Here is a 12,270-nt window from a genome sequence, read left to right on the forward strand (position 1 = left end):
CCTAGGCTAACCTGCGGCCATGTTTTACGAGGTCGACTATGCACATTCATATTCTTGGTATCTGCGGCACTTTCATGGGTTCGATGGCGGTCCTGGCCAAAGAGCTGGGCCATCGCGTGACAGGCTCCGATGCCAATGTCTACCCGCCAATGAGCACTCAGCTAGAGGCTCAGGGCATTGAATTGACCCAGGGCTACGATCCTGCGCAACTGGACCCGGCACCCGATCTGGTGGTGATCGGCAATGCCATGTCGCGCGGCAACCCGGCTGTCGAATACGTCCTGAACAAAGGCCTGCCCTACGTCTCCGGCCCGCAGTGGCTGGCCGACCACGTTCTGCAAGGCCGCTGGGTGCTGGCCGTCGCCGGGACCCATGGCAAAACCACCACCAGCAGCATGCTCGCCTGGGTGCTGGAACACGCGGGCATGAGCCCGGGATTCCTGATCGGCGGCGTGCCGCAGAACTTCTCGGTGTCGGCGCGACTGGGTGATACGCCGTTCTTCGTCATCGAAGCAGACGAGTACGACAGTGCCTTTTTCGACAAGCGCTCGAAGTTCGTCCATTACCGTCCGCGGACCGCGATCCTCAACAACCTTGAGTTCGATCATGCGGACATCTTCCCGGATCTGCCGGCGATTGAGCGGCAATTTCACCACCTGGTGCGTACTATTCCGAGCGAAGGCCTGGTGATTCATCCAACCACCGAGCCAGCGCTGCAGCGCGTGATCGACATGGGTTGCTGGACGCCTGTCCAGACCACCGGAGCCGGTGGCCAGTGGCAGGTCAAACTGCTCAGTGAAGACGGCTCGAAGTTTGAAGTGATATTTGAAGGTGCTGCGCAGGGCGTGGTCGAGTGGGACATGACCGGTCAGCACAACGTTGCCAATGCCTTGGCGACCCTGGCGGCGGCACGGCATGTCGGCGTTGTCCCGTCCATGGGCATTGCCGCCCTGAGCGCGTTCAAAAGCGTGAAGCGGCGCATGGAAAAAGTTGCCGAAGTGCGTGGCATCACCATCTATGACGATTTCGCTCACCACCCGACCGCGATTGCCACGACGCTTGATGGCCTGCGCAAGCGGATCGGCGACGCGCCGCTGATTGCGATTATCGAGCCGCGCTCCAACTCCATGAAGCTTGGCGCGCACCGTGATGGCCTGCCGGAAAGCGTGGTCGATGCCGATCAGGTGATCTGGTACGCACCGGCCAACCTTGGTTGGGACCTGGGCGCTACTGCTGCGCTGTGCACGGTGCCGTCGATTGTCAGCGACTCCCTGGAAGGCATCATCGAGCGGGTGAAAAGCCAGGCTCAGCCCGGCACCCACGTCGTCATCATGAGCAACGGCGGCTTCGGCGGCCTGCACGGCAAACTCGCCGAGGCGCTGCAATGAACAACGGCCCGGAACGCATCACACTGGCGATGACCGGCGCTTCGGGCGCGCAATACGGCTTGCGCCTGCTCGATTGCCTGGTGCGCGAAGACCGTGAAGTGCACTTCCTGATCTCGAAGGCGGCGCAACTGGTGATGGCGACCGAGACTGACGTTTCGCTGCCGCCGAAAACCCAGATGATGCAGGCGTTTCTGACTGAGTATACCGGCGCTGCCGCAGGGCAGATTCGCGTGTATGGCAAGGAAGACTGGATGTCGCCGGTGGCCTCGGGCTCCGGCGCTCCGGCGGCGATGGTGGTGGTGCCTTGTTCCACTGGCACCTTGTCGGCCATTGCCACGGGAGCCTGCAATAACCTGATCGAACGCGCGGCCGACGTCACTTTGAAAGAGCGTCGCCAGCTCATCCTGGTGCCCCGTGAAGCACCGTATTCGAGCATTCATCTGGAGCACATGCTCAAGCTGTCGAACATGGGTGTGACCATCCTGCCAGCGTCGCCGGGCTTCTATCATCAGCCGCAGACGATCGATGACCTTATCGATTTTGTCGTGGCGCGGATTCTCAATCTGCTGAACATTCCCCAGGACATGCTGCCGCGTTGGGGTGAGCACCACCTGACCAGCGATGAATAAGCTGCTGGTGGTTGTCCTCGCGCTGCAATTGGCCGGCTGCGCTACGGCGCGCACGCTGGATGCGGCCAAGCCAGGGGCGCCGGTGGTTTATTCGGGGACTCGGCTGGATCTGTATGCGTTGAACGGTGGGTGCTGTGCCATGGATCGCTTTGGCGCGGAGGCGCCGAGTTACCCAGGGGTGGACCTGCCGGCGAGTGCGTTGCTGGATACGCTGTTATTGCCGCTGTCGTTGTTGACGGTGATTGGCGTGGGTTTTCAGGCGACTGGGGGATTGTAGGAGAGCGCTTCGCACTCTATCGCGGGCAAGCCTTGCTCCCACAGGTAGCGAGTCCAGCCTTGCCCCCCACAGGTCGCGAGTCAAGCCTTGCTTCTGCAGGTCGCGCATGGTCCTGAGGGGCTACATTTCCTGTGGGAGCAAGGCTTGCCCGCGATGGCGTCATCCCGGGCGCCGCCGATTACTTGCCTAACTTGCGCAATTCATCCGATTCAACCACCCGAACCCCATCCTGCTCTTCCAGCGCCAGGCGCCACATCGCCCGGGCCAGCTGGCAGGCTTCGATGCCGTGGTATTTACCCGGGATCAATCGAGACAACGGCCCCGCGACTTTTTCCGCCAGGCGCGGTTCAACCCGGTCACCCAACAGCAGGGAAGGCCGGCAGATGGTCAATTGTGGCCAGTCCTGCGCTCGCAAGGCTTGTTCCATCTCGCCTTTGACCCGGTTATAGAACACCGAGGATTTCGGGTCGGCCCCCAGCGCACTGATCACGATCAGATGCCGCGCGCCCATTTCTCGCGCGCGCCTGGCGAACGCCACAACCATATCCAGGTCGACGGCGCGGAACGCTTGTTCCGAGCCGGCCTGCTTGATGGTGGTGCCGAGGCAGCAGTAGGCAATGTCCACTCGGCCGTTGAGTTGGGGCAGGAATACTGCCGGGTCGCCGACAGGGTTTTCCAGGTGAGGGTGCTCGGCCAAAGGCCGGCGTGAAGGCGCCAATACCCGTGTGATCGTCGGTTCATTTAGCAGGCGGTCAAGCAAGTGTTCACCGGTTAAACCGGTAGCTCCGGCAAGCAATACATGCTGAGGCGTCAAGTACATAGTGTTTCTCCCTTGATACTGTTCAGCTTAGTTGCTCTTTGCATCCTTGCCGCCGATAGACACACTTTGCAGTGCTTTGCGTGCCTGCTGCTTGCGCAACAACTGCCAGTGCGACAGGACGGTTTTGGGTGCCCAGATCTGCGGTTCGGAGGCCTCGAAGTTGTCTGCCAGTTCCCGCTCGGCCACGGTCGCCTTGGCCAGCTTGAAGGCTTGCTCCAGGTCATCGGTCTGGTTCAGCGCCTGGGCGAACAGCGCGTCGCCGAAGTAGGTGAAGTTGGCTTCCTCGGAGCAGCCGAACGACACTCGATCAGCCCGTGAGGCGGTCATGATCAAAGTGCGGTCATCCTTGAGGGCGGGGATGAAACCACCGGAGTAACACGCGGAAATCACGATGACCTTGTCGCGGTTTTTCAGCGGTGCGAGCACTGCAGCAAGCTCGTCTGCGGGAAGGTCCGACAGCTCCATGCGCGGCTGATCCAGTACCAATTCGTGCTCGCTGGTGCCATGGCTGGTCAGGTAAATGAAGATCAGGTCTTCCGGCCCGCTGCGCTCCGCGAGAGTTGCGGCCGCGCGGCGCAGGTTTTCCCGAGTGGCCATCGGCCGATCCACCAGATGGTCGCGATGGTTGACCAGGCGGATCTGGCCAAACGCGCCAAAGCGGCTGCTGAGCATATTGCTCACGTAATCGGATTCGCGCAGGAACACGCTCTGCTTGCCATCACCTCCGAGCGTCAGGGTGTAGAGCTCAACCGCCGGCGTCGAGGCTGGCACGCTCGCCAGGGCGTCGTCCAGTAACCGGCCCTGGGCCAGCAGGCCAAGTTCAAGGCTGTCAGGAAGCAGTTTGCCGTCAGCGTCGCGAACTCTCTGGCCGGCGATCCAGGTCCCGCTTTGCACGGTTCCGTCAGTCAACACCAGTGTGCCGTGGCCCGAGTAGCTGTCGTTGTCGAACTGGCCAACGTAGAAACTGCCGTCTGCAAGGTTCAATCGCCCAGGCCCGCTGAACCGCCAGTCGCTGAACTGGCCAACATAATGGCTGCCATCGGCGCCAATCAGTTCGCCTTTGCCGTTCAGTGAGCCTTCCTTGAATTGCCCGATCCAGACGTCGCCGTCGGCGTTTTCGTAGCGGCCTTTGCCGTGCAACTGATTGTTCTTGAAGCTGCCGACATAGATATCGCCGTCGGCACTGTTGAAGGTCCCGTTGCCTTCCAGCTGACCGTCGACGAAATGGCCGGTGAACTGGTTGCCGCTGGCATCGCCGCGCTGGCCTTCACCGTTGGGTTTGCCATGGGCAAATTGGCCCTGATAGGTACTGCCGTCCTCGAGCTCGAGGCGACCCAGTCCTGAATATTGATCGGCCTTGAACTCACCGCGGTAAGTCATGCCGTTTTCTTTGAGGGTGCCCTCGCCATCCCGGCGGCCAGCCTTGAAGCCACCGGTATAGCTGCTGCCATTGGTGGTCAGCGTGCCCTGGCCATCGAACAGGCCTTGACTGAATTGCCCGCGATAGACTTCGCCGTTGCTGCCATGCCATTCGCCCTGGCCATGCCACTGGCCTTTGTCGAACTCGCCGGCGTACCAGCTGCCGTTCGGATAATCGACGCGCCCCTGGCCTTGCAGCAATCCATCGACCACGTCGCCACGGTAGCGTCCACCGTCCGGCAGTCGGGCGTCAGGGGGCAGCAGCGATTCGCCGTCTCCGCAAGCGGTCAGCAACAGGGTCAACGCGAGGAGGGCAATCGAGCGCATAGCGGGATCCGGGCAATTAGGCGACCGAGTATGCCGCAGCTCCATGACCTTATATAGCCAGGAAAACAGGAGAAGGCGCGAAACAGCATGAGCTGCTTCGCATCCAGGAACATTTACACGAAGCAGAGCGACAGCGGTTCAGCGATATAAGCCGGTTTGTCCGAACCTTCGATTTCAAGCGTGGCGGTGGCTTTGAGCAGCCATTGGCCGGGCTTTTTCTCGGTGACTTCGGTCAGGTCGACCTTGAGGCGCACCTTGGAGTTGACCTTGACCGGCTGAATGAACCGCACACTGTCGAGGCCGTAATTGACCACCATCTTCAGGCCTTCAGGCAGGATGAGGATGTCTTCCATCAGTTTTGGAATCAGCGACAGCGACAGGAAACCGTGGGCAATGGTGCTGCCGAATGGGGTTTGCGCGGCTTTGACCGGGTCGACGTGGATGAACTGGTAGTCTCCTGTGGCTTCGGCGAACAGGTTGATGCGCTCCTGGTCGATGGTGAGCCATTCGGAACTTCCAAGTTCCTTGCCGACATAATCTTTGAGCTCTGCAACTGGAACATAGGGCATTGAGACTCTCCTTGGGTTCATCGGTTTTATAGTTTTGAGGTGGGGGGCTCAGACCTCCCGAATTTCCACTTTAGATCATCATGGCCGCTTACTGCGGTCAACTGACCATGCTTTTGGCGAATGCCGGTCCATAGCGCAGGCATGCTTATAATGCTCGGCCCGCCATTGCGGGTGACGGGTTTGGCGGGAGACTAGGATGTTGTTACGAGGTTTGACATGGCTGGTGCTGTTCCAATTGCTGGGCACGGCGATTAATCATTTGTTTCTACCGGTGCTGCCGGGGCCCATCGTCGGCCTGCTGCTGTTGCTGGTGTATCTGATCAGTCGTGGGCAGGTGGGTGAGCCACTGAGCCTGGCGGCCAGCAGCCTGCTGCGCTACCTGCCCCTGCTGCTGGTGCCGCCGGCCGTTGGGGTCATGGTGTACGCCAAGGATATCGCCGCAGATTTCTGGGCCATTGTCGGCGCGCTGGTGCTCTCGCTGCTGCTGTCGATGGCGTTCGCCGGCGTGTTGATGCAGCGCATGGTCAAGCGCCATGCTCCGCCTGGGGACAGCCAATGACCTTCGATTGGCAGGGCGCCTGGACGTCAGTGATCCACCATCCGTTATTCGGCATCGGCATCACGCTGGGTGCTTACCAGCTGGTGCTGGCGGCATTCGAGAAAACCCGCTGGATCTTTTTGCAGCCGGTGCTGGTCTCCATGCTGTTGGTGATTGGCGTGCTGGTGGGTTGTGGCATCACCTATGCCGAGTACCGCAAGAGCACCGAGATCCTGAGCATCCTGCTGGGACCGGCGACTGTGGCGCTGGCCGTGCCGCTCTATCTGAACCTGCGACGGATTCGGCAGTTGTTCTGGCCGATATTTACTACGCTGGTGATAGGCGGGGTGGTGGCTACCGGCCTCGGGGTGTTGCTCGGCTGGTCGTTCGGTGCCGAACACATGATTCTGATGACCATGGCGCCGAAATCCGTGACTTCGCCGATTGCCATGCTGGTCGCAGAGCAGATTGGTGGAGTGGCTGCGCTGGCGGCGGTGTTCGTGCTCATCACAGGCGTGATCGGGGCGATTTTCGGGCCCGGTCTGTTAAATCGGCTTGGCGTCCACAGCCCGGAAGCTCGTGGCATGGCGCTCGGCATGACCGCCCATGCGGTAGGCACTTCGGTTGCCTTGCAGGAAAGTGAAGAGTGCGGTGCCTTCGCGGCGCTGGCAATGAGTCTGATGGGCGTGGCCACGGCGGTGTTCCTGCCGTTGGCGGTGTCGATGGTGGTGTAAGGAAAATGTCTATGAGCTTGCCGCTGTTTCCACTGAACACAGTGCTGTTTCCTGGCTGCATCCTCGACCTGCAGATTTTCGAGGCGCGCTACCTGGACATGATCGGTCGCTGCATGAAGCAGGGAGGCGGGTTCGGCGTGGTGTGCATTCTCGACGGCGAAGAGGTCGGCATTGCTCCGCAGGGGTATGCGCTGGTGGGCTGCGAAGCGTTGATTACCGACTTCAAGCAGCAGGCCAATGGCTTGCTGGGCATTCGCGTGCAGGGCGGCAGGCGTTTTAATGTGCTGCGCACCGAGGTCCAGCGAGATCAGTTGACGGTTGCCGAGGTCGAGTGGCTGGAAGACGAGCCGGAGCAGCCGCTACAGGACGAAGACGCGGATCTGGTGGCCTTGCTCAAGGCGCTGGCGGAGCACCCGATGGTCGAAGCGTTGAACATGGGCACCGAAGCGACCGGGCAACAGTCGTTGGCCAATCAACTGGCGTACCTGTTGCCGTTCGCCGAAGTGGACAAGATTGATTTGCTGCAACTCGATGATCCGCAGCAGCGGCTGGATGCCATCCAGGCGCTGCTCGATGAACTGCAAGGCGAGCTGTTCGCCTGACTGCGTCCCTGGTCGCTGACTCGGCAGCCGCTTGCGAGCCGGTTAATAGGCGTAGCGCAGCATGGCGTGTGGCAGGTGGCGCAGGGCGAAGAAGCTGAACAGTGCCACCATTGCGGGCAACACGAGCCACCAGACTTTGGGCGGCATGGCCTTTAGTTCTTCGCCGCGCTGTGTTGTCCACAGGCTCGCGGCACAAACGCAGGCCGCCAGCATTGCACCTGCCGTTATATCAGTCGGCCAGTGCGCTCCCAGATAGACCCGCGACACCGCAATCGCCAGTGCCGGCAGGCATCCCACCAGCAGCCAGGTCAGGCGCATGCGCGGAGGTTGCCCGCGCCCGGCCAGTACCGCCAGGGTCAGGAACAATGCAAATGCCCCGGAAGCATGGCCGCTGGGCATGCTGTAGCTGGTGAGTGGATCGCTGAGAACTTCCGGGCGCACCCGGGCAAAAAACATTTTGCTCCCGGTGTTGGCCAGCGCAGTAATCAATAGTGTTGCGCAGGCGAAGATCGCCTGGCGCCATTGCCGCATCACCAGCAGCAGGACCACCAGCAGGGCGCTGAACATCAGCATGTTGCGGAATTCGCCAATGATCGTCAGCGTGACCGCCACTTCATCCAGCGTCGGGCTGCGGTGTTCCTGTACCAGCGTCATCACCCCCTGGTCGAGGGCGGTGAGGTGCGGGTAGCCGATAAACAGCCCGGCCAGAATCAGCAGGCTCATGCTGGAAATCAATACTGTCGCCTTGCGATGGCGGCGCATGCTGCTGGTTATGCTCAGGCCGACCATCACCGCAATACTGCCCGCGACGATGCCTGCTTCCGGCCAGAAACCTTCGGGCAGAGGCAGACGAATGGCTGCGCCTGTGGCCCAACCGGGCAGGAGATAGGCGACGCTCCACCCCGCAGCGGCGAGCAGGCTCACGGCGGCAAAGCGCGGGAAGGGCATGTCGAACATCCCCGCCACCATGGGCAGCATGGGGCGCAGAGGGCCGATGAAACGGCCTACCAGCAGACTGGCGATGCCATAACGTTGGAAATACGACTCCGCGCCGGCAATCCATTCCGGGTGATGGCGCAAGCCGGGCAGGCGGCGGATGTTCTGGTGAAAATGTCGCCCTATGAAGTAGGAGACGATATCGCCCGATATGCCGGCGATGAATCCCAGGAATAGTGTCTCGCTCAACGATAATGCGCCGCTACCGGCCAGCACGGCCACGGCGAACAGCAACACTGTACCGGGTACGATCAGCCCTGCGATTGCCAGGCATTCGACGAAGGCCACGATGAATACGGCTGCGGCCAACCACTGCGGGTTTGCCGCGAGCCATCCGGTCACGCTATCGAGCCATGGGCCCATATAAACAACTCCATCGAATTTTTATAATCGCCCTCAGTGGACGAACACACTTTTCAAAACACCACTGAAACCCTGTGGGAGCGGGCTTGCTCGCGAAAGCGGTGGGTCAGGCGAGACTAATTTCGACTAATACACCGCTTTCGCGAGCAAGCCCGCTCCCACATGGCTCCCACAGCGGGCATCACCAATCCAACAAAAAATAATCCCGCCCTTCGACCTGCCCGCGTCGCAGCGGGTTCCGTGTGCAGTACGGCGCATACGCGGCATCCACGAAGCGATACATCAAGTGTTCATCCCGCCCGAGCGGGATCCCCAGGCGAGTAGTCTGGATCAGGTGGCCAGGTGTTGCTCCCACGTCTTCCACCAGCAGCGCCTCATGGTCAAAACGCCTGGCATCCCAGACCGGCACCTTCAAGCCCAGCGCCTTGCACAGCAAGGTCTGCCCGGCGCACAACTTCTGTGAGGCGCGCGGCCGCCCTTGGGCATCTGGATTGTTCAGCAGCATCTGCGCCAGGCTGGCCGGCCCGCTTAATTCATCGACCCAGGGATAGGCGGACTTGATCAATACGGCATTACCCGGCCCTTGGGCACTGAAATTCAGCGAGTCGCCGCCCCGGGCGTAATACATATAGATGTGGCCGCCATCCAGAAACAAAGCCTTACGCTTTTCTGTGTAGCCGAGCGAGGCATGGCTGCCTTTTTCTTGAAAATAATAGGCTTCGGTCTCGATGATCCTGGCACTGAGCCACAAGTCACCGACCCGATGCCGAATGACTTTGCCCAGCAGATCCCGCGCCAGCGTTTGCGCGTCACGGTCGAAAAAGGCGTCCGGGAGCGCGTGGGGCTTGAGGTTGGCGGCGGAGGAGGCGGTCAGTTCGGTCATGATCGACAGCGTTATCAGGGCTGAGTGAGCCGTGATGATAACAATAAGCACCTTAATTACGGCTGAACGTCGGCAAATCGAGGTCCATTTCGACCATCCGCCCGTCACCGCTGTTAGTCGCGGGTCGCGACAGCTATAATCTGCCGCTTTACTCTTTACCAAGCCCTAGCAAAGACCACTCCAGACCATGACTGAGTCCGTTCTTGACTACATGACCCGCCTGGGTCGCGCTGCCCGCGAGGCTTCTCGCGTCATCGGCCGTGCCAGCACCGCGCAGAAAAACCGTGCGCTGCAGGCTGCTGCCAATGCGCTGGACGCGGCGCGCGTCGAGCTTGCCGCTGCCAATGAGCAAGATCTGGCGGCCGGTCGTGCCAATGGCCTGGAGCCTGCGCTGCTGGAGCGCCTCGCCCTGACGCCTGAGCGCATCGACGCAATGATCGTTGGCCTGCGCCAGGTCGCCGCCTTGCCCGATCCGGTCGGCGCCATTCGCGATATGAGCTTTCGCCCTTCCGGCATTCAGGTCGGCAAGATGCGTGTGCCCCTGGGAGTGATCGGGATCATCTACGAATCCCGCCCCAATGTGACGATCGATGCCGCCAGCCTATGCCTGAAATCTGGCAATGCGACCATTCTGCGCGGCGGTTCCGAGGCTATTCACTCCAATCGCGCCATCGCTGCCTGCATCCAGCGCGGACTGGCCGAGGCCCAATTGCCTGCCGCCGTAGTGCAAGTGGTGGAAACCACTGATCGTGCAGCCGTCGGCGCGCTGATCACCATGCCCGAATACGTCGACGTCATCGTGCCACGTGGCGGCCGCGGCCTGATCGAACGAGTCAGTCGCGATGCACGCGTGCCCGTGATCAAGCACCTGGACGGAATCTGCCATGTGTATGTCAGCGCCCACGCCGACCTGGCCAAAGCCCAGCGCATCGCGTTCAATGCCAAGACTTACCGTTATGGCATCTGCGGTGCGATGGAAACCCTGCTGGTAGATGAAAGCGTTGCCAAGGATTTCCTGCCGTCCATGGCCGCCCAGTTCCGCGAGAAAGGCGTCGAACTGCGCGGTTGCGCGCGCACCCGGGCAATCATCGATGCGCTCGTGGCCACCGAAGACGACTGGAACACCGAGTACCTGGCGCCGATCCTGTCGATCCGCGTAGTCGACGGGCTGGACCAGGCCATCGAACATATCAACCAGCATGGCTCTCATCACACCGACTCGATTGTCAGCGAAAACCTCGCCGAAACTCGGCGTTTTGTTGCTGAAGTGGATTCGGCCTCGGTGATGATCAACACGCCGACCTGCTTCGCTGACGGATTCGAGTATGGATTAGGTGCCGAGATCGGCATTTCTACTGATAAGCTGCACGCCCGCGGACCTGTGGGGCTCGAAGGCTTGACCTGCGAGAAGTACATCGTGGTCGGCGATGGCCAGCTGCGCGGCCAGGCGTCGGTCTGACTTGGGCGACCTCGACCTGACAGCGCCGGCCACCCCCGACGAGCCTGCCCCGCGACGCATTGGCGTGTTGGGCGGTACGTTCGATCCGGTGCACATCGGCCACTTGCGCGGTGGGCTGGAAGTCGCCGAATCGCTGGCGCTGGATGAATTACGCCTGACGCCCAGCGCCCGACCGCCTCATCGCGGTACGCCGCAGGTGTCGGCGAAGGACCGTCTGGCGATGGTCGAATGCGCGGTGGCCGGTGTGGCGCCGTTGGTGGTGGACGCTCGCGAATTGCAGCGGGACAAACCGTCCTACACTATCGATACCCTGGAGCTGATGCGCGCCGAACTGGCCGCACGGGACCAGGTTTTTCTACTTTTGGGCTGGGACGCATTTTGCGGCCTGCCCACTTGGCATCGCTGGGAAGAGTTACTCCAGCATTGCCACATCCTGGTGCTGCAACGCCCGGATGCCGACAGCGAACCGCCGGATGCCTTGCGCAACCTGCTGGCAGCGCGTTCGGTGAGCGACCCGCTGGCCCTCAAAGGGCCGAGCGGACAGATTGCATTCGTCTGGCAGACACCGCTCGCGGTATCCGCCACCCAGATCCGTCAACTGCTGGCCAGCGGTAAGTCGGTACGTTTCCTGGTGCCCGACGCGGTCCTGGCCTACATCGATGCGCACGGACTCTACCGTGCGTCGAACTGAAAAAGGGCACGCTTCAAGGCACGTGATCACGTGTAGCGAAGCGCCCGAACATACGAGCAAAACGAGTTTTATATGACTGACAAAGACGTAGCTAAAGTAAAGCGCAAAGGCACATTCAAGAGCGCCCCCCTGCCAGTAGAGGCTCCAACCGGGCCGGAGCTGCGCGGTGAAGAGCTGGTCAAGGTTGCCGTTGCAGCCCTGGAAGACGTTAAGGGCCAGGACATCCAGGTCATCGACGTTCGTGAAAAGCAAAGCATCACCGACTTCATGATCATCGCCACTGGTACTTCGAACCGCCAGATCGGCGCGATGCTGGACAAGGTCCGCGAAGCCGTCAAAGCCCTGGGCGTCAAGCCATTGGGTGAAGAAGGCAAGGGCGACAGCGACTGGGTGTTGCTGGATATGGACGACGTCATCGTGCACATGATGACTGCCTCGGCACGCCAGTTCTATGACCTGGAACGCCTGTGGGCCGGTGCCGAACAAAGCCGTTCGGCCAGTGCTGCGCACCACAGCCCAGAGAACACCCATGAGCACTTCACCAAGCTCAACAAAGACCAGCAATAATAAGGGCC

Annotated in this window: 14 protein-coding genes; 9 read left to right on the forward strand and 5 right to left on the reverse strand. The window is 61.0% G+C overall.

Features of this window, described 5'->3' with window-relative positions; genetic code table 11:
• Positions 1-38 precede the first annotated feature (38 nt).
• Genes mpl through ORL50_RS07470 form a run of 3 tightly spaced genes read left to right on the forward strand, consistent with a single transcriptional unit; the run spans position 39 to position 2,294 of the window.
• Positions 39-1,388 (forward strand): UDP-N-acetylmuramate:L-alanyl-gamma-D-glutamyl-meso-diaminopimelate ligase, encoded by a 1,350-nt coding sequence (mpl, locus tag ORL50_RS07460; RefSeq protein ID WP_266011674.1) that lies wholly within the window; start codon positions 39-41, stop codon positions 1,386-1,388.
• Positions 1,385-2,017: a flavin prenyltransferase UbiX gene (ubiX, locus tag ORL50_RS07465; protein ID WP_045061515.1), complete on the forward strand. Its 633-nt coding sequence runs from the start codon at positions 1,385-1,387 to the stop codon at positions 2,015-2,017. The genes mpl and ubiX overlap by 4 nt, the downstream gene beginning before the upstream one ends.
• Positions 2,010-2,294, forward strand: coding sequence for a YceK/YidQ family lipoprotein (locus ORL50_RS07470; protein ID WP_266011677.1), 285 nt, complete (start codon positions 2,010-2,012; stop codon positions 2,292-2,294). The genes ubiX and ORL50_RS07470 overlap by 8 nt, the downstream gene beginning before the upstream one ends.
• A 178-nt stretch (positions 2,295-2,472) precedes the next feature.
• Here the strand turns inward: ORL50_RS07470 and ORL50_RS07475 are convergent, their stop codons facing one another.
• The 3 genes from ORL50_RS07475 to ORL50_RS07485 form a co-directional block, all read right to left on the reverse strand.
• Positions 2,473-3,114, reverse strand: coding sequence for an oxidoreductase (locus ORL50_RS07475; RefSeq protein WP_266011679.1), 642 nt, complete (start codon positions 3,112-3,114; stop codon positions 2,473-2,475).
• Positions 3,115-3,141: 27 nt separating this feature from the next.
• A complete protein-coding gene (locus tag ORL50_RS07480; RefSeq protein WP_266011681.1) occupies positions 3,142-4,860 on the reverse strand; it encodes a C13 family peptidase in 1,719 nt (572 codons plus the stop codon).
• Between the two features lie 113 nt (positions 4,861-4,973).
• Complete coding sequence (locus tag ORL50_RS07485; protein ID WP_247294026.1) at positions 4,974-5,429, reverse strand: MaoC family dehydratase; 456 nt, start codon at positions 5,427-5,429, stop codon at positions 4,974-4,976.
• A gap of 196 nt (positions 5,430-5,625) precedes the next feature.
• Between ORL50_RS07485 and ORL50_RS07490 the strand changes: the two genes are divergently transcribed.
• Genes ORL50_RS07490 through ORL50_RS07500 form a run of 3 tightly spaced genes read left to right on the forward strand, consistent with a single transcriptional unit; the run spans position 5,626 to position 7,303 of the window.
• Positions 5,626-5,988 (forward strand): CidA/LrgA family protein, encoded by a 363-nt coding sequence (locus ORL50_RS07490; protein WP_266011686.1) that lies wholly within the window; start codon positions 5,626-5,628, stop codon positions 5,986-5,988.
• The gene (locus ORL50_RS07495) at positions 5,985-6,701 is read left to right on the forward strand and encodes an LrgB family protein (protein ID WP_266011688.1); all 717 of its coding nucleotides are present in this window, start codon (positions 5,985-5,987) and stop codon (positions 6,699-6,701) included. Before ORL50_RS07490 ends, ORL50_RS07495 begins: the two co-directional genes overlap by 4 nt.
• Before the next feature lie 11 nt (positions 6,702-6,712).
• Complete coding sequence (locus ORL50_RS07500) at positions 6,713-7,303, forward strand: LON peptidase substrate-binding domain-containing protein (protein WP_266011690.1); 591 nt, start codon at positions 6,713-6,715, stop codon at positions 7,301-7,303.
• Between the two features lie 42 nt (positions 7,304-7,345).
• Here the strand turns inward: ORL50_RS07500 and ORL50_RS07505 are convergent, their stop codons facing one another.
• Both ORL50_RS07505 and ORL50_RS07510 read right to left on the reverse strand, forming a co-directional pair.
• A complete protein-coding gene (locus ORL50_RS07505; protein ID WP_266011693.1) occupies positions 7,346-8,662 on the reverse strand; it encodes a bifunctional DedA family/phosphatase PAP2 family protein in 1,317 nt (438 codons plus the stop codon).
• A 181-nt stretch (positions 8,663-8,843) separates the two neighbouring features.
• Complete coding sequence (locus tag ORL50_RS07510; protein WP_266011695.1) at positions 8,844-9,545, reverse strand: DNA-3-methyladenine glycosylase; 702 nt, start codon at positions 9,543-9,545, stop codon at positions 8,844-8,846.
• Between the two features lie 187 nt (positions 9,546-9,732).
• Between ORL50_RS07510 and ORL50_RS07515 the strand changes: the two genes are divergently transcribed.
• From ORL50_RS07515 to rsfS, 3 genes are all read left to right on the forward strand, one after another.
• On the forward strand, positions 9,733-11,004 hold the full coding sequence (locus tag ORL50_RS07515; RefSeq protein WP_266011697.1) for a glutamate-5-semialdehyde dehydrogenase: 1,272 nt from the start codon (positions 9,733-9,735) through the stop codon (positions 11,002-11,004).
• 1 nt (position 11,005) lies between these two features.
• Positions 11,006-11,695: a nicotinate-nucleotide adenylyltransferase gene (gene nadD / locus ORL50_RS07520; protein WP_266011699.1), complete on the forward strand. Its 690-nt coding sequence runs from the start codon at positions 11,006-11,008 to the stop codon at positions 11,693-11,695.
• A 72-nt stretch (positions 11,696-11,767) separates the two neighbouring features.
• Positions 11,768-12,262 carry a ribosome silencing factor gene (gene rsfS, locus ORL50_RS07525; protein WP_045062095.1) on the forward strand — a complete coding sequence of 165 codons (495 nt, stop codon included), beginning with the start codon at positions 11,768-11,770 and terminating at the stop codon, positions 12,260-12,262.
• The last annotated feature ends 8 nt before the right edge of the window (positions 12,263-12,270 follow it).

It is taken from the genome of Pseudomonas sp. RIT-562 (assembly GCF_026241895.1).
Classification (GTDB): domain Bacteria; phylum Pseudomonadota; class Gammaproteobacteria; order Pseudomonadales; family Pseudomonadaceae; genus Aquipseudomonas; species Aquipseudomonas mandelii_F.